13 protein-coding genes are annotated in these 16,592 nt (G+C 42.3%); 6 read left to right on the top strand and 7 right to left on the bottom strand.

The window, feature by feature from the left end:
• Nucleotides 1-129: 129 nt before the first annotated feature.
• Genes GSF08_RS00655 through GSF08_RS00640 form a run of 4 tightly spaced genes read right to left on the bottom strand, consistent with a single transcriptional unit; the run spans nt 130 to nt 5,178 of the window.
• The gene (locus tag GSF08_RS00655) at nt 130-2,172 is read right to left on the bottom strand and encodes an FtsX-like permease family protein (RefSeq protein ID WP_160623948.1); all 2,043 of its coding nucleotides are present in this window, start codon (nt 2,170-2,172) and stop codon (nt 130-132) included.
• Between the two features lie 37 nt (nt 2,173-2,209).
• Nucleotides 2,210-4,222: an ABC transporter permease gene (locus tag GSF08_RS00650; protein ID WP_160623947.1), complete on the bottom strand. Its 2,013-nt coding sequence runs from the start codon at nt 4,220-4,222 to the stop codon at nt 2,210-2,212.
• Nucleotides 4,212-4,979 carry an ABC transporter ATP-binding protein gene (locus GSF08_RS00645; RefSeq protein ID WP_160623946.1) on the bottom strand — a complete coding sequence of 256 codons (768 nt, stop codon included), beginning with the start codon at nt 4,977-4,979 and terminating at the stop codon, nt 4,212-4,214. Before GSF08_RS00645 ends, GSF08_RS00650 begins: the two co-directional genes overlap by 11 nt.
• The gene (locus GSF08_RS00640; RefSeq protein WP_160623945.1) at nt 4,948-5,178 is read right to left on the bottom strand and encodes a hypothetical protein; all 231 of its coding nucleotides are present in this window, start codon (nt 5,176-5,178) and stop codon (nt 4,948-4,950) included. The genes GSF08_RS00645 and GSF08_RS00640 overlap by 32 nt, the downstream gene beginning before the upstream one ends.
• 216 nt (nt 5,179-5,394) lie before the next feature.
• Between GSF08_RS00640 and aguA the strand changes: the two genes are divergently transcribed.
• Complete coding sequence (aguA, locus tag GSF08_RS00635) at nt 5,395-6,492, top strand: agmatine deiminase (RefSeq protein WP_160623944.1); 1,098 nt, start codon at nt 5,395-5,397, stop codon at nt 6,490-6,492.
• A 35-nt stretch (nt 6,493-6,527) separates the two neighbouring features.
• Here aguA and GSF08_RS00630 read toward each other — a convergent pair whose 3' ends face one another.
• The 3 genes from GSF08_RS00630 to GSF08_RS00620 all read right to left on the bottom strand — a co-directional run bounded on the left by GSF08_RS00630 (nt 6,528) and on the right by GSF08_RS00620 (nt 8,653).
• Nucleotides 6,528-6,848: a phage holin family protein gene (locus tag GSF08_RS00630; RefSeq protein ID WP_160623943.1), complete on the bottom strand. Its 321-nt coding sequence runs from the start codon at nt 6,846-6,848 to the stop codon at nt 6,528-6,530.
• Between the two features lie 133 nt (nt 6,849-6,981).
• Entirely contained in the window at nt 6,982-7,989 is a 1,008-nt protein-coding gene (locus GSF08_RS00625) for a sensor histidine kinase (protein WP_160623942.1), read from the bottom strand.
• A complete protein-coding gene (locus tag GSF08_RS00620) occupies nt 7,976-8,653 on the bottom strand; it encodes a response regulator transcription factor (protein WP_160623941.1) in 678 nt (225 codons plus the stop codon). Before GSF08_RS00620 ends, GSF08_RS00625 begins: the two co-directional genes overlap by 14 nt.
• Nucleotides 8,654-8,947: 294 nt before the next feature.
• On the opposite strand from GSF08_RS00620, the gene GSF08_RS00615 reads away from it, so the two are divergent.
• The 5 genes from GSF08_RS00615 to GSF08_RS00595 all read left to right on the top strand — a co-directional run bounded on the left by GSF08_RS00615 (nt 8,948) and on the right by GSF08_RS00595 (nt 16,554).
• Nucleotides 8,948-10,882 carry a Clp protease N-terminal domain-containing protein gene (locus GSF08_RS00615; RefSeq protein WP_160623940.1) on the top strand — a complete coding sequence of 645 codons (1,935 nt, stop codon included), beginning with the start codon at nt 8,948-8,950 and terminating at the stop codon, nt 10,880-10,882.
• 262 nt (nt 10,883-11,144) lie between these two features.
• Nucleotides 11,145-11,570, top strand: coding sequence for a PH domain-containing protein (locus GSF08_RS00610; protein WP_160623939.1), 426 nt, complete (start codon nt 11,145-11,147; stop codon nt 11,568-11,570).
• A 60-nt stretch (nt 11,571-11,630) separates the two neighbouring features.
• Entirely contained in the window at nt 11,631-12,266 is a 636-nt protein-coding gene (ispD, locus tag GSF08_RS00605; RefSeq protein ID WP_249805781.1) for a 2-C-methyl-D-erythritol 4-phosphate cytidylyltransferase, read from the top strand.
• 109 nt (nt 12,267-12,375) lie between these two features.
• Nucleotides 12,376-14,472 (top strand): sensor domain-containing protein, encoded by a 2,097-nt coding sequence (locus GSF08_RS00600; RefSeq protein WP_160623938.1) that lies wholly within the window; start codon nt 12,376-12,378, stop codon nt 14,470-14,472.
• Nucleotides 14,473-14,634: 162 nt separating this feature from the next.
• Complete coding sequence (locus GSF08_RS00595; RefSeq protein ID WP_160623937.1) at nt 14,635-16,554, top strand: BglG family transcription antiterminator; 1,920 nt, start codon at nt 14,635-14,637, stop codon at nt 16,552-16,554.
• Nucleotides 16,555-16,592: the final 38 nt, after the last annotated feature.

Here is a 16,592-nt window from a genome sequence, read left to right as displayed (position 1 = left end):
ACTCATCAAAGAATCCGCTTATGGTTAGCCTGAACGGATTTGGCATTGAGCGATTCCTGACAGCCTTTGTATCGTACAATTATTCACATTCACATATGAAAAATGCGGATGCTAAATCACCCGCAATTCTTATTGGATACTTCGGTTTTTTAATATATATCGGTAGCTTTGATATGCTGCATAGAAATAAGAGATATAGATAATCGCAATGATACCTGCGGTAATCAGTGAGGACTGGAATATATCACCTTTCCCCAGCAGCGAGATCACTTCACTGACTGCCTTGATGCCGACGTAGGAATGAACGATGGCCAGAGCGAGCGGAAGCAGAAAATAAACCGCAATTTGCAAACAGACGCTGTGATTGATCATCTTATCTTCTGTGCCGAGTTTCCTTAAAATCATATAACGCTGACGGTTATCTTCAGCCAGGGTAAGCTGATGCAGAGCCAGCAGCACGGTACTGGATAAAAGAAAGACGATTCCCAGATACATTCCTACATAACTGAAGGTTACGGACATTTGCGATTTTGTTTGATAGACATCGTCCTTTTCTGTCATGGTGAATTGGATACGATTCTCTTTTGATACCTCGTTCAAAGTTTCAAATGTGCGATTCTCTAAATCGCGCAGCGGTTTTACATTCACGTTCTTTTTAAATGTAACATTATAGTAATGAAAAGAATAGGAGAATTCTAAATCACGGCTTTCCTGTTCTTTCAGCCAATCATCGTTCACGATCATATAAACGCTGTATTCGGTATCAGCAGAATTATACGGTACAAAGAATCCGGCTTTTTTGGTTTTCAGCTTGAGCGTTTGATCGTGGAACGGGATAGAATTCGTATTGTGGGAAATAGTGCTGAGGGCATCGGTGATAGATTCATCCGAAGCCCCGAGATATACTTCATCATGATTCAGTTTCAGCGGTTTTTGATGGGTCTGGCGCTGGAATGCCTGATATTGTGATAATGGTATAAACCATACGGAAATCGCTCCGATGTGTTCCAGCTTGCTGTCGATGACATCCTGATCCATATACTGCCAAAGATCGGTCAGCTTCATATCGTTAGAGGCGATTGAACGAATCGGCTGGACATCTGAAAAATAGCGGTCAGACTGAATACCCTGCTGTTTTAGATAGGCATCCAAATTCATTTCATTACTGCGATAATCATAAAATTGAATGGTGCCGTCAACCGGCGTGTAAACTTTCATATCCTGATTAATCGTTTGGGTAATAGAAATCCCCGATGCGATTGCCCCGATGCTTAACAGAAGCATCAAACAGATAATGGAAATAGAAACAAAGGAGGAATTGATGGAGGCGTTAAGCTGGCGCATTGTAAATGCATTCAAATTGCGCAGATAGAGGCTAGGACAGCTTTGTACCAGTTTCAAGAAAAAGCCGGATAAGGAGAAAAAGAACAGAAAAGTGCCGATCGTACCGCATAACAGCATGATGGGATCAAGTGCCGCATAGAGGAAACCATCACGCAGCAGAGTGTGATAAGCATATGCGAGCAGGAGCACGGATACGATCAATAAAAAGATACTTACCGGGATGCTTCGGATCATGATTTTTTCATTTTGAGCTTCGGCCTGTAAAAGTGAACGCAGATTATACCGGCGTAAAACGATCTGATAGAAACAGATCATAATCAAGAATATCAAACAGAATGCGGCTATCGTAAGAAGGAACGCTTCCGGAGAGAAGAATACCCGATACTGCGTTACCTCCGCCAAAAACATCTGAGCGGTTATCAAACTCATGATCTGCGAGAGAAAGATTCCTAAAATCAAGCCGATCACCAGGGATAACACACCGATGATAATCGTTTCCAGAGTAAACAGGCGAGCTGTCTTTTTGGCATCCATGCCCAAAATCATATAGACAGCGAGTTCCCGTTTGCGCCGGCGGATCAGGTAATGGCTGGCATACAGGATCAGAAACCCGAGAATCACTGCTACCAGAATGGACAGATAATGCATGATATCCCCGGTTGAGCGCATGATCTCGGATTGTGTTTTTGTTATGACCATGACTGCCTTTTGCGATTCAAAGGAGTTAAAAGTATAGAACAGACACACCGAGAAGCTCAATGTGAGAAAATAAATCAAATAGTCACGATAACTCTTTTTTACATTTCTGAATGCTAATTTCCATAGCATAAAAGGTCTCTCCCTTCACGGCAGAAAAAGCATGAAATCATGCTTTTTCCTGTTGCAGTATGCGATTGTATCCAAAGTAGGTAAGAAGAAAATAGGAACCGTAGAAGATAAGGATCAGCAAAGCGGTAAACAGTGAGGAGGACATGATATCCAGCTTACCGAAAAGGATCAAAACACTGTTCACGACCTTGATGCCGATAAAGGAATGTACGATCGCAAGTCCCAGCGGCATGATGAAGTAGATACCGATCTGCATCAATACAGACTGATTCAGCATGCGCTTCTCAGCACCGATCTTCTTTAAAATCTGATAACGGTGATGGCTGTCCTCTGCTTCTGACAACTGCTGAAGAGCAAGAATTACAGCACTGGCAACTAGGAATACAATTCCCAGATACAAGCCGACATACGTAAACATGACGGATGTTCCAACGGCATTTTCTAAAACTCCGGAGCGGGTTTCATTGGCTAAGTAGCTATGCCCCATATAAGCTTTTTGTCCCTGCAGCTCGAACATTTTATCTGACATTTCACTTTGAAACTTCTTTTCACTGACGCCTTTATTTAAGTTGACGTTCCAGATGCTGCTTGCCGGTAAGGCGTTGTTTGGAATATAGGCATCATCGACTACCAGCCCGATGGAGGCTGAAGTAACATTATAACCGGCTTGTGCAGTACCTAACTGTTCCAGCTCATAGGCTTTGTTCGTAACGGTAATTTCTTTTCCATAGAGTTTTAAAACGGCATTTTTACCTAAAATCGGGTCTACATATTCCGTTAAGCTGTCTAGTGAAGTAAACATATATGCTTCATTCGCTTTTAAGCTTAGCTTTGGTTTTCCGGTTAATTCCCGTTTTCGGTTAAATTCAGATAATTTATATATATCAAGCGGTGTATTCTTTATATTTTTGGGATCTAGTTTACGCATCGGTTTTGAATAGGGAACGAGGAGATCAGCGGTTAAATCCTTATCCTGATAGCTGTTGATCACCATTTGGTTTTTTATACGGCTGTCATCCTTGGCGTACTGAACCAGTTCAGTTATGATTTCATGATGATTTGACACACCGGTATAGTTGAACGGAATGGTGACCTCGGTGCTGTCATTGATCGTGTTGCGCAGGGTGATGCCGGTGGATAAGGCACCGATGCTGAGCAGCAGCATGATACAAACGACGCTCATTGACAGGAAGTTACTGTTGATTTTTGAATTGATCTGCCGCAGCACAAACATATTCAGCTTGCGGTAATACAGACGTTTGCTGGTCTGAATAAACTTTAGAAGAAATCCGGACAGTGATAAGAAGAACAGCACGGTTCCGATGCTTCCGGCAAGAATGATCGGAGTCAGGGTTTCAACAAACATCATGCCTTTATCAATAGCTGTGTAGTAAGCATAGCCAAGCAGGGCGAGGGAAACTAAGAAGATCAGTACCGAAAGCCAAAGGTTACGGACTCTTGGCTTTTCGTTGCGGTGACCGGCCGTAATCAAATCAATTAATTTATAGCGGTTAATGATAAAGGCATTGAAGATCATCACGATAAAGAAGATGACCGCAAAGGCAAATATGGTTATGAATGTAGAATCAAATGAGAATACAAAGTGATAATTTAAGGTAACGGTAAACATGGATGCAGTTAATACCGTTAGCAGTTGGGAAATCAGAAGTCCTAAGGCAATACCGGCAATCAGTGAGATCAATCCAATCAGCAGAGTTTCGTAAACCAATACTTTGGAAATCTGCTGTTTTGGCATACCCAACAGCATATATAAACCAAATTCGCGTTTACGGCGCTTGATCAGAAAGCTGTTGGCATATAAAATCAAAAATGCCAAAACGACTGATACAAAGTTAGATAGCAGACCCATGATGACTGATATAGAATCCACGATTTGAGACTGCGCTTTATTCAGGTTCAGCACTGCCTGCTGAGCCTGAAAGGAGTTAAAGGTATAAAACAGGCATACTGAAAAGGCCAGGGTAAGGAAATAAATTAAAAAATCCTTATAGCTTTTCTTAACATTCTTTAAGGCTAATTTAAAGTACATGAGAGGTGTCACCTCCAAGCAGTGTCACAACCTCAATGATCTTGTTGAAAAATTCCTTGCGGGAGCTGTTGCCGCGGACAATTTCATTGAAGATTTTACCGTCTTTAATGAATAAGATACGATGGGCATAAGAGGCTGTGAATGCATCATGAGTAACCATCATGATCGTAGCATTCATTTCGGTGTTCAGTTTTTCCATGGATTCCAACAGCATCCGGCTGCTTTTGGAATCCAAAGCACCGGTTGGTTCATCAGCTAAGATCAGCGATGGGTTGGTAATCAGCGCACGAGCGCTGGCAACGCGCTGTTTCTGACCGCCTGACATCTGGTATGGATATTTCTGAAGCACATCATTGATCTCTAATTTCGCCGCAACCGCTTTGATGCGTTTATCAATTTCGTTTGGCTTTACTTTTTGAATGGTCAGCGCCAACGCGATATTCTCGTAAGCGGTTAGGGTATCCAGCAGATTGAAATCCTGAAAAATGAAGCCCAGCTCTTCACGGCGAAAACGTGACAGTGAATTCTTCTTCAAGGTGGTAATGTCACGGCCGTTGATCAGAATATGACCGCTGGTGACATGGTCGATGGTAGAAATGACATTCAGCAGAGTCGTTTTACCGGAACCGCTGGGACCCATGACACCGACAAATTCACCTTCATTTACCTGGAAGCTGATATTGTCAACTGCTTTGGTGATATTCCCTTTACTGCCGTAATATTTTTCAATTGCTTTTACATCTAAAATGGTATTCATAATGATCCTCCTTAATATTTGATCTTGTTTTTAAATGCTGATCCATTTGATCCAGTTTGAGTATAATAAGTGTCAGTATCAGCAGCACCAAGGACAGCATATGCATCCATTCGGGAAGCACGCTGATGTGGAAAATGTTCAGACACTGAATGACACCCAGAACAATGATCAGGGTATACAGTAAACCTTTTTTACTCATAACCTTCACCTCCATGTTACACCCATATTGTAAAGCGGAGGAAGTTTTTCAGCCATCGAATCAACTTACAGATGACTTACATTTTTGTAAGTTAAGACTTTCTATCTTGTATTATAACCAATCTAACCAAACAGGACTACGTTCCGTACAGATTTAATTGTCTTTGGTATCGGAATTTGATATTATGGAAACAATTATGACGAAAGGACGGATCTTATGAAAACTTTGACAACAACTCCAAGACAAGACGGCTTTTATATGCCGGGTGAATTTTATGAGCATGAGGGATGCTTTATGGTTTGGCCGCAGCGCCCTGATAACTGGCGTAACGGAGGAAAGCCGGCACAGCGGGCATTTGTGGAAGTGGCAAAGGCAATTTCTCAGTTTGAACCGGTAACGATGCTGGTGAATTCCGATCAATACCAGCATGCCCGTTATTTACTGCCGGAATCCATTCGGGTGTTGGAGGCTTCCAGCAATGATGCGTGGATGCGCGATATCGGTCCTTCCTTTGTGACAAACGGAAACACGGTACGGGGCATCGACTGGCGGTTCAATGCCTGGGGCGGTTTGGTAGACGGCTTGTATTTTCCTTGGGATAAGGATGATGCGATGGCACAGAAAGTTTGTGAGTTTGCCGGAAAAGATCGCTACCGCTTAAATAATTTTGTTTTAGAAGGAGGATCAATTCACGTAGACGGAGAAGGAACGGTCATTGTTACCGAAGAATGTCTTTTAAGCAAAGGCCGTAATCCGCATTTATCGAAGATGGAAATTGAAGCGGTATTAAAAGAATATCTGAATATCGAAAAAGTCATCTGGATCAAGGACGGTATCTATTTGGATGAAACCAATGGGCATGTGGATAATATATGCTGCTATGTAAAGCCGGGAGAAGTCATGCTTGCATGGTGTGATGATGAGGCTGATCCGCAGTATGCAATCAGCAAAGCGGCCTATGATCTGCTGACAAAGGAAACGGATGCCAAGGGCCGCAGACTAAAGATACATAAAATCCATGTGCCAAAGCCGATTACCATTCGGGAAGAAGAAAGTATTGGGGTTGATGCCAGTGAAGGTACTCTGCCGCGCTTGGCCGGTGATCGTTTGGCGGCTTCCTATGCGAACTTTTATATTGCCAATGGCGGTATTGTCTACCCAACCTTTGATGACCCGATGGATCAGGAAGCTCAAAAAGTTTTGGAATCAGCCTTTCCGGATCGCAAGGTCGTTGGGGTTTATGCCCGTGAAATTTTATTGGGTGGAGGGAATATCCACTGCATAACCCAGCAGCTGCTGAAAAGCAAGGACTAGAAAAGTGAAGCGATCAATCCGCTTCACTTTTTTTGTTATGGCTTCTTCACACTTTCCTTTTTGGCTTTCATAAGATTGCCCAGTATACCGCTGAATACCGCACTGCCCGATAAAAGAATTCCTTGAATCAGGGTTGAAAAAGCAGCCATCAAGAATGTTTTCAAACTGTTAACCGGCATTACGGCAAATGTATATATACCAGCCAGCGTCACCGATATGATCAGCAGTATCAGCGGAATTTCACGATTTGGCACTTTGCTTGCGGCAAATATCTTAGCCAATACATATAGCACCGGCACGACCACAAGCAGCTCACTGCGGACATACTGATTCAGCAGCGTAATAAAATCCTGCATATGATCACCCCCTTTCTATTATTCAGTTTATGGATTTATTTAGAAAGAGGATGGGATAACGTATAAGCTGTTCAGCATACTCATGAAAGTATAACTGCTGTACTGATATAAAAGCGATGTCTTATTGACATCGCTACTTTAATAACATCATATCACTGATCGGGAATACAATTTTAACACAGGTTCCTTGTTTATCTGATTGAATCGTTATATCAAGATTTAATTTTTCACAGAGCTTTTTACATAAATACAATCCCATGCCGGTTGATTTCTGATTGGTACGGCCGTTATGACCGGTAAAGCCTTTTTCAAACACCCGACTCAAATCCTCACTGCGTATACCGCAGCCGCTGTCCTGAACTGACAGAATAATTTTATTCGGGAATACTTCCGTTGACAGTGTGATAGTCCCCTCACTCGGCGTATAGGTCAAGGCATTGGCAAGAATTTGATGCAGGATAAACTCCAGCCACTTGCTGTCGCTGTATACCATAACATCCAGCTGGATCATAACCACTTTAATTTTCTTATAGATGAAGCTTTTGGAATGACGTTTGATGACTTTGGAAACAACCGGCTGAAGCTCCAGCCGCTTGATCATATAATCTTTTTCAGTATTATTGCTGCGGGCATAGTACAGCGCCTGTTCTACATATTCTTCAACCTTGGCAATTTCTTCTTCCAGACTCGCATTTGCTGGAGAAGGGTTGTTGGTGAGGATCAAGTGAGCAGCGGCCAGTGGTGTTTTGATTTCATGCACCCACATTTCGATGTATTCCTTATAATCCTGCTGCGCGTACTTGTAGCTGTTCACATGATCGATCATTGACTTATTCACTTCCTGCAAACAGTCGAACAGCTCTCTTCCATCGGCAAATTCCGGTTCATTGATCATTTCTGTAATCAGATATTTCTGATCGAGCTCATTTAAAGTTTCACTAAGCTGAAGGTAAAACGGTGCCCGGCGTGCATATTCAATGATCAGCGAGGCAATGATAATCATCCAGTATAAGATCAATAGCATTACGATGACCGGCTGCTGTACCTGCGTCGCATACAGAAATAGGAAAGCTACGATACTGAACAGAATGGAAAGGATCAGCAGATAACCCTTTTCCTTAATATATTTAGAAATCTTCATAAATAATATAACCCAAACCCCGTTTTGTCTGGATCAGGTCGTCAATTCGCAGATATTCCAGTTTTTTTCTAAGTCGATTAATGTTTACGGTCAAGGTGTTATCATCGACAAATAAATCACAGTCCCACATGTGCTGCATCAATGCTTCTCTTGAAACGATGGTGTTCTTATGCTGAAACAGACAGTGCATGATTCGTAATTCGTTCTTAGTAAGATCAACGTTTTGCCCGTGATAGGTCAAAACACTTTTGGAAATATCCAGTGTAATCTCACCGATATGCAGGACATGCGATGCTCCGCTTTCATATACACGTTTTAAAACGCGTGATAAATGAGCCAGCAGTACCTGTAAATTATAGGGCTTGGCAATGAAGTCATCAGCTCCCAGATTCAAGGAAAGCAGTTCGTCTACATCAGAATCGCGGCTGGTTACAATGATGATGGGAACCGTGCTGGTCCGGCGCACCTCACGGCAGATATAATGACCGTCCATTACCGGCAGATTCAGGTCCAGCAAAAGCAGGTGCGGCTTTTCCTTATGTATGACAGACAATATGTTGCCAAAGTCATCGGGCATTGATACTTCATAGCCGTTTTTGCTTAAAAATTCCCCAAGCTCACTGCGGATCTTCTCGTTATCCTCAATGATCATGATTTTATACATGCTACCACCTCACATTTATTAACAGTATACACAGAATAAAATTGAAAAACAATGAAGGAAAATGAAAGAATAATTCTTTGAGAACCTTATATATATCCTTAGAAACCGTTATAGTCTGAAAGAAAAAAGGAATATTTACACATAAAATCTGATTTCAGTCAGTTTTTGCAAGGCGGTGAAATCATACTGCCGGTTTTCATCAGTAAAATTGAAATATCCTTCGATAACCTGGATATACTAACAAATGCAGGCACATTCAGACATAAGATAGAAGTGCGAGGATGGTGACACTTTATGAATATACGTTTTAATAAACAGGTTGCGGCAATCATGAAAGATGCACGGCAGGAAGCAAAGGACATGGGCAATAATTATATCGGCAGTGAGCATTTGCTGCTGTCGTTGATGAAGGATACAACAACGACATTCTCTAAGGTTCTGGCAGCACAGGGCGTTTTTTATTTTCAGGTAAAAGATGATCTGATGATTTTATTCGGTTTAAAGGATAAGGAAGTACAGGAGATTTCAATTACCCAGGTAGTTGATGATATCCTGGAGCGCAGTCAGCTGATGGTGCAAAGCCGTAAAGGAAAAAGCATTGATGCGGATACGCTGACACTGGCGATGCTGCAAACTGAAAGCTGTGTGGCAACAGAAATATTGAACCGCTATGATCTGCAGGTGAATATGCTGCTGCGGGAATTTTCCTGCGGCAATATGAGCGAACTGGATAAGATTGAAGAGCTGCGTAACTTGAATGCATTAAGAAACAACCGGGACATTGTGGGGCGCGATAAAGAGATCGATCTGATGATTTCGGTGCTTTCACGTAAGGACAAGGCAAATCCGATGCTAATTGGGGATCCCGGAGTAGGCAAGACAGCACTGGTAGAAAAATTAGCCTGTTTGATTGCCGATCGGGAGGTGCCGGAAACGCTGAAAAACGCTGTCATTTATGAACTGCATCTCAATACCTTGGTCGCCGGAACGAAATATCGCGGGGATTTTGAGGAGAAGCTCCAAAATCTCATCAAGTCACTTCAAAAATATCCCGAGGTAATCCTGTTTATCGATGAAATCCATCAGATGATCGGAGCGGGAAAATCAGAGGGATCTATCGATGTGTCATCAGTGCTGAAGCCATATCTGGCCCGCGGTGATATTCGCTGTATTGGTGCGACGACCTTTGATGAATATGAGAAATATATCGCTAAGGATCGGGCTTTGGAACGCCGCTTTCAGATCATTCAGGTTAAGGAGCCGGATAAACGGGCAACCAAGGATATGCTGCTGGCAAAAATGAAGGAATACAAGGAATATCATCATGTGGATATACGTGAATCCATTCTTGATGAAATTGTCGAATACTGTGATTATTTTATGCCGAACCGAAAGTTTCCCGATAAGGCGATTGATGTGCTTGATCTTGCTTGTGTGCGGGCAAAAAGACAGAAGCTTTCGGAGGTGAACGAACTGGTGATCCGTGATGTCATCGAACAGCTGATTGATATTCCGATTGCTTCCAAGGATCGGGTCGCGTACCTAAAGGCATCCTTAAAAGAACGCATCATCGGTCAAGAGGAAGTTGTGAATAAGATCATGCGTCAGGTATCGTGGATTGAACAGGGTGTTATCTCCAATCGTCCGCTTGGTGTATGGCTGTTTCTGGGCAGCTCAGGGGTTGGTAAGCATACCGCGGTGGAAGCCTTCAATCGGGCCTACTTCAACCAAGAGGACTTGATTGAAATCGATATGGCGGCTCCGGAAGCTACGCTGAATTCGGCAATTACAAAAATTCACAGAAATCCCTATGCGGTGCTGTATGTATCCAATTTACATGCGGCGCAGCCAAAGTATCTGCAGTTTCTAAAGCAATCGATTACCCGGGGGTATATGGAACAGGACATGCAGAAGATCGATCTGCGTCACTGCATCGTGATCATGAGCGGTGACTTTAAACTGGAAAGCACTGTCAGTCTTCGCTTCAACGACCGGCAGGACTTGATGAAGCAGATTAAAAAAGCACTGGGTGAGGAGTTTATGGAGGTTTTTGATGAAGTATATGATTTTAAAGACTTGCAGGATGAGGATAAATATTCCATTATGAAAAAGATGCTACATGTATGGCATAAGGAAGTGGATGAAGCCGCAATCACAGCGGTGATTCAAACCTCTGCCACACTGGATGAAGCGGCCCGTAAGCTGCGTAGTCATATCGTACACAGCTGAACATACCACATCGGTATGTTTTTTTCTGTATGTATCATAAAAGTTTGATATTTCACCTTAGGCAAACCGCACATAAGGTTATCCTTTCACTCATCATCATTTTTAAATCCTATCGTATTGGGCAGACACGTTTGTCTGCACTTGATTTTTTTTCATAATTCTGATATATTGTGGTTCATTTCGGAAGAATATAACGACTGTTCCACAATAGGGCTTTCGCTGTTGATAATCTGTGATAGAATAATAGGAGAAGAGGTGGAATATGACATTTAGAGGAAAGATCGAGTGGTGGTACTATGTATTGGTGATGGCAATTTTTGCCTGCTGTATCCAGGCGGGAAATGTTGCGATCCGAATGATGGAATGGTTCTATTGGGCAACCTTTGTATTTGAACTGTTTGTACTGCTGCTGATGTTAAGTGTATTTGTGTCGAATGAGTATACATTTCAGGACACTTATCTGGAACTGCGTTTTTCCATTTTCTCCCGTCAGAAGATATTCTATGAATGTATCCATCACATTGAGAAGGAAACAAGATTGTTTGTTTTATCCTCGACGGCCTCCCTTCATCCGCTGCGTTTGGAATATGCGGAAAGCAAAGCGATCTACGTAGCGCCGATGGATGAGATCGGGTTCATCAAAGAGTTGAAAAAGCGGATCAGCACAAAGCAGGATGAAGTTAATTGATACCGCAAGGTATCTTTTTTTATGAGGATAATGATTAACCGGTAAGGAGAGGTAATGATTATGGACTATACAGCTTTGATCGTAGCCGCGGGGAGCGGTTCAAGAATGGGATTGGGATACAATAAGCTGCTGTTTCGTTTTGATAATGATGAGACGATCATTGAACGTACGATTCAGATATTTGAAAAGGATGAACGATGCAGACAGATTGTTGTGGTAATCAGCGAACAGGATGAGGAAATCATGCGGCCGATGTTAAAGGATCGGGTGCAGCTTGTCTATGGCGGGGAAAAGCGCTCTGACAGTGTATACAATGGTCTGTCTGCGGTTGAACAGGATACGGTATTAATTCATGACGGGGCACGGCCATGGCTGTCTAAGGATTCTTTGGATGCGCTGCTGGCGAAAAAAGCAGAATGTCGGGCATGCCTTTTGATGACTCCGGTAAAAGATACGATCAAGGAAGTGATTGACGGTAAAATTGTGAAAACACACGTTCGCAGCACGCTCATGCAGGCACAAACCCCACAGGCGTTCGATACGGCGTTTTTACTGTCCTGTTATCGCACATGCATGGCCTCTGGCTATTCGGTTACCGATGATGCTCAGGTGGTGGAGCTTTGCAGTGATGAGCCGATCTATGCGGTTTTGGGAAGCTATGAAAATCGCAAAATTACGACCAAGGAAGACTTATAAAAAAATACCAAGCCTGCTGTTTTGATTTTCATAAAAAACAGAAAAGGTTTTGTTTTTTATAAAAAGTTTTATAATAAAGATAATGGTTTAACCTTGGAGGCACTATCTCATGAATAAGAAAGCTGCGGAATTATCAAAAGATTTAGAATATCATTATCTGATGACATCCTTAAATGCCAGTATCAGCAAGCATATGCTGGATGAACATTTTACCCTTGTGGCGGCGAATAGCCGTTATTATGAGTTGTTTGGATATACAAAGACAGAATATGAGGCATTGTATGAAAATCGCCCTGATCTGTTTTTTAAAGACAGCCCCGAAGAATGGAAAAAGTTAAATGAATACGTGATGGATGCGATCCAATCCGGCCGCAATCGCTATGACTGTATTATGCAGATGAAGCATCGAAATGGTCAAAAGCTGTGGATCCGCTTGATTGGTATTTTTATTGATGAATATGTAGAAGGATGTCAGATCTCTTATTCCATTATGATGGATATCACCGATTCAATGCAGACAAAAATCGAAAGAGATGCGGTTCAGGATACAATGCCGGGACTTGTATCAAAATATCGAGTAACGGCAGATGGTTATGAATTTTTAGAAGGAAACCGCAATTATTATGCTTTTTTTAAACAGCCTCTGTCTTTTCATAAGGATGAGATTCAAAAACATGCAGGATTGGATTCCCTTGTTGATATGTATCCTGCGTTTCGCCGAGGACAAAGCTGTTCCTTTATGATTTCGCCGATTGATCAGGAGGGTAAAACCACATATTTTACGGTGAATGCACAATGTATCTACTGGATTGGGGAGGATCCGATCTATATGCTGATCTACAATGATATCACCGAGCTTAAGGCGCAGCAGCAGCAATTGGAGGAATACAATCAAATGCTTCATACACTTGCATATTCCGATGAGCTTACGGGCGGATACAATCGCCGTAAGTTTGAACAGGATGCGGCTGAGTGTGTAAGCGGCGCTCCGGAAGGAAGCTATTGTATGCTGTGGCTGAATTTACAGAAATTTAAAGCGATCAACGATACGGCTGGCGCGGATTTGGGAGATGCCACGCTTGTGTATATTCATAATGCGATCAGAAAACATCTTGAGAAGAATGAATTTACCGCACGCATTTATTCCGATAATTTTGTGATTCTCATGAAGAACAATGAATCGATGGAAGCGCGTATTCAGAAAATGATAGAGGATGTAAATAGTTATAACCGAGATTCTGAATACAAGTATTATCTGACCTTTACGATCGGCGTATATCGTATTGCCGATCCGCACATGCCGATCACGTATTGTGAAGACCGTGCTCATGCCGCAAGAAAATCGGCAGAGACGAAAATAAATGAATACTATACGCTGAACTATTATACAGATTCGGTGTTTCAGAAAATGCTCTATGATAAAAAGCTGGAAAACCGTATGCAGGATGCACTGAAAAATCAAGAATTCAAGATTTATCTTCAGCCGAAGTTTTCTATCAAAAAACAGGCTTTTACCGGTGCCGAAGCGCTGATTCGCTGGGATGATCCCAAACAGGGAGTCCAGCCGCCGGATACGTTCATCCCATTATTTGAAGCAAACGGCTTTATTGTACAGATTGATTACTTTGTTTTTGAAGAAGTATGCAAATTGATCAAGAGCTGGATCAGTGCGGGCTGGGAGCCTGTCAAGGTATCAGTTAATATGTCACGAAGACATTTTTCAAGTCCGGGCTTCATGGATTTTTATGTGCGTACAAGTGAAAAATATGAAATACCCAAACAGTATCTTGAAATTGAATTAACGGAAACCATGGTATTTGAAAGTCCTGAAGCATTCGCAAAAATCGTTCAGCGTATCCACGATGCCGGATTCAGCTGCTCTTTGGATGACTTTGGAAGCGGATATTCCACCTTGAGCACATTAAAGGATCTGGATGTTGACGCAATTAAGCTGGATAAGTCCTTCTTTACTGCTGAGCAGATGAATAATACGAAGGAAAATATCATCGTAGAGAATATTTTAGATATGTCCAAAGCACTGGAGATGGTAAGCATTGCGGAAGGAATTGAAACCGACGAACAAAAAGAGTTCCTTTATCGTACATCCTGTGACTTGATTCAAGGATATGTGTTTTCAAAGCCGGTGCCGCCTGATGACTTTAATGAGCTTGTTTATGGAAACTGTTCTGAACCGAAAGCGATCTGAAAATGATCGCTTTTTTTATGCAGGATGAATGTCGTTTGAATTCGACAGTATCTGTAAAATAAAAGAGAGCAGCTGTGATAAAATAATGTGCAATCACTGTGCAAGCATTTGGTATTGAGGACAGTCGAAATCTGATGAATAATGAAATCAGCGGAGGGTTGAATGAAAGAAAGAGAAAATCGGATATTAGAATATATCATCGAGCATAATCGAGTTGGGTTGGAGGAATTGCTTCAGGAGTTTTCCATATCAAAGCGTACGCTATATTACGATATTGAATCCATCAACTACCATATCCGGAATTGCGGTCAGATCAAAAATATTGAACGCAGCTTCTGTTATGTGGGTAATTATCATTCTCTGCAGGATATTCTCAACAATACAGATGAACGATACAATGCAATGGAAAACCGTAAACCGTATATTTTGTATCAAATTCTGAATCAACACCGCAAATTGACAATCGAAAGCTTAGCGGATGAAATGTATGTCAGTAAGAATACGATCGTTCAGACGCTGGATGAAATTAAAAAGGATCTGGCTGAACAGGGTTTGGCATTGAAAACCCGGCCTGCTTATGAAATAGCGGGTGATGAGTGGCAGATACGAAGCCTGTATATCCTGCTCATGCAAGAGGATAACAACCTGCTGAATCATCTGCAGAAAGAGGTTTTGGCATTTGATCGAGCCGCCGGATTAAATCTCACCGATTATTCACTGGCTACGTTGTCACAGTTCTGCAGTTTCTTAAAGAAACGCTTTTCCAGTCGTAAATGGATATCACCGCTTCCTTTTAAAGATGAAGTACAGCAGTTTCCCTATTATCCTTTTATCAAGAATTTGATTGCGGATATGCCGGAAGCGGAACAAATTTATCTGGGGGCTTACATCTCATCGCTGCCGTCCTTGAATGCACAGGTGGAAGCATCGCGCATCAAGCATTACGTTGAGACGTTGATGATGCAGTTTGAAGCACGGACCGCAGTCAGTATCGACAACCCTGAAGAATTTAAGAAAAACATTGAACGGCATCTGCTGTCATCCTATTATCGTATTAAATTTCGATTTCCGATCGCCAATCCTTCCTTGGAGGAGATCAAGCGCAATCACGGTTCATTGTTTAAGATCATCAAGAACCTGATCGAAGATGAATCCCGGTTTCCGGATTTTAAGGGAATACGAGAGGAAGAGATCGGTTTTCTGGCAGCGTATTTCGGCGGTTATCTGCGCGGCAGTAAAACCGGCTGCGGACGCAAAAATAAGGTGCTGCTGGTGTGTCCGAATGGCTTGATGGTTTCCAAGACCTTGGAAATACAGCTATATAACTATATTCCAGCCATTCAGATTATCGGCAACATCGCATTGAAGGACCTGCCGGACTTTCAAGCGCAATATGATTATATCGTTTCGACGATATCCATACCGGATCATGAAAATGTGCTGGTCGTGAATCCGCTTCTGACGCGATTGGATATTGACATGCTGATGAGCAAGCTGATTCATATATCCGCAATGAATGTGCATTTCGATGTAGAAAGTATTATGCATTTGGTGAAGCAGCATGCTTCCGATGTGGATGAAAATAAATTAAAGCAAGATTTAGAACGACTGTTATATAAACGAGAGGAAAAGGAGAATTATCAGCCTATGTTGAAAGAGTTACTGAATGAAAAAAGAATCCGAACCGCGGATTATGTAGATAATTGGAAAAGTGCCATCGAGCTGGCGGCGAAACCGCTGCTGGAAGAAGGAACGATTGAACAGACCTATGTTGATCAGATGATAGCAAGCGTAGAGGAACACGGTCCGTATATCGTACTGGCGGATGAATTCGCGCTGCCGCACGCCTCCGCTGCAAGCGGGGTGCATGAACTTTCGATGTCACTTCTGATTGTGAAAGAACCGGTTGACCTGCTGGGAAAACCGGTAAGACTGTTCATGGTGCTGGCGACCATTGATAATTCTTCTCACATGAAGGCATTGGCGTCCTTGACGGAAATTCTGTATGACGATGCGAATATGAAGCTATTTCAAAGCGGTGATATATCCGCCATCATGAAATTGATTCAGGATAAAGGGTAGCTCTCAGGAAGTTTCCTGATCTATATAAAGAAAATTAA

The sequence above is a fragment of the Copranaerobaculum intestinale genome (assembly GCF_009831105.1).
GTDB lineage: Bacteria > Bacillota_I > Bacilli_A > Erysipelotrichales > Erysipelotrichaceae > Copranaerobaculum > Copranaerobaculum intestinale.
The sequence above is the reverse complement of the archived record's forward strand: the minus strand, read 5'-3'. Positions and strand labels throughout refer to the sequence as shown.

Excerpts from the sequence above, each read along its gene's own strand:
- GSF08_RS00655 (WP_160623948.1), bottom strand. The coding sequence starts at position 2,172 with ATGCTATGGAAATTAGCATTCAGAAATGTAAAAAAGAGTTATCGTGAC.
- GSF08_RS00650 (WP_160623947.1), bottom strand. The coding sequence starts at position 4,222 with ATGTACTTTAAATTAGCCTTAAAGAATGTTAAGAAAAGCTATAAGGAT.
- GSF08_RS00645 (WP_160623946.1), bottom strand. The coding sequence starts at position 4,979 with ATGAATACCATTTTAGATGTAAAAGCAATTGAAAAATATTACGGCAGT.
- GSF08_RS00640 (WP_160623945.1), bottom strand. The coding sequence starts at position 5,178 with ATGAGTAAAAAAGGTTTACTGTATACCCTGATCATTGTTCTGGGTGTC.
- aguA (WP_160623944.1), top strand. The coding sequence starts at position 5,395 with ATGAAAACTTTGACAACAACTCCAAGACAAGACGGCTTTTATATGCCG.
- GSF08_RS00630 (WP_160623943.1), bottom strand. The coding sequence starts at position 6,848 with ATGCAGGATTTTATTACGCTGCTGAATCAGTATGTCCGCAGTGAGCTG.
- GSF08_RS00625 (WP_160623942.1), bottom strand. The coding sequence starts at position 7,989 with ATGAAGATTTCTAAATATATTAAGGAAAAGGGTTATCTGCTGATCCTT.
- GSF08_RS00620 (WP_160623941.1), bottom strand. The coding sequence starts at position 8,653 with ATGTATAAAATCATGATCATTGAGGATAACGAGAAGATCCGCAGTGAG.
- GSF08_RS00615 (WP_160623940.1), top strand. The coding sequence starts at position 8,948 with ATGAATATACGTTTTAATAAACAGGTTGCGGCAATCATGAAAGATGCA.
- GSF08_RS00610 (WP_160623939.1), top strand. The coding sequence starts at position 11,145 with ATGACATTTAGAGGAAAGATCGAGTGGTGGTACTATGTATTGGTGATG.
- ispD (WP_249805781.1), top strand. The coding sequence starts at position 11,631 with ATGGACTATACAGCTTTGATCGTAGCCGCGGGGAGCGGTTCAAGAATG.
- GSF08_RS00600 (WP_160623938.1), top strand. The coding sequence starts at position 12,376 with ATGAATAAGAAAGCTGCGGAATTATCAAAAGATTTAGAATATCATTAT.
- GSF08_RS00595 (WP_160623937.1), top strand. The coding sequence starts at position 14,635 with ATGAAAGAAAGAGAAAATCGGATATTAGAATATATCATCGAGCATAAT.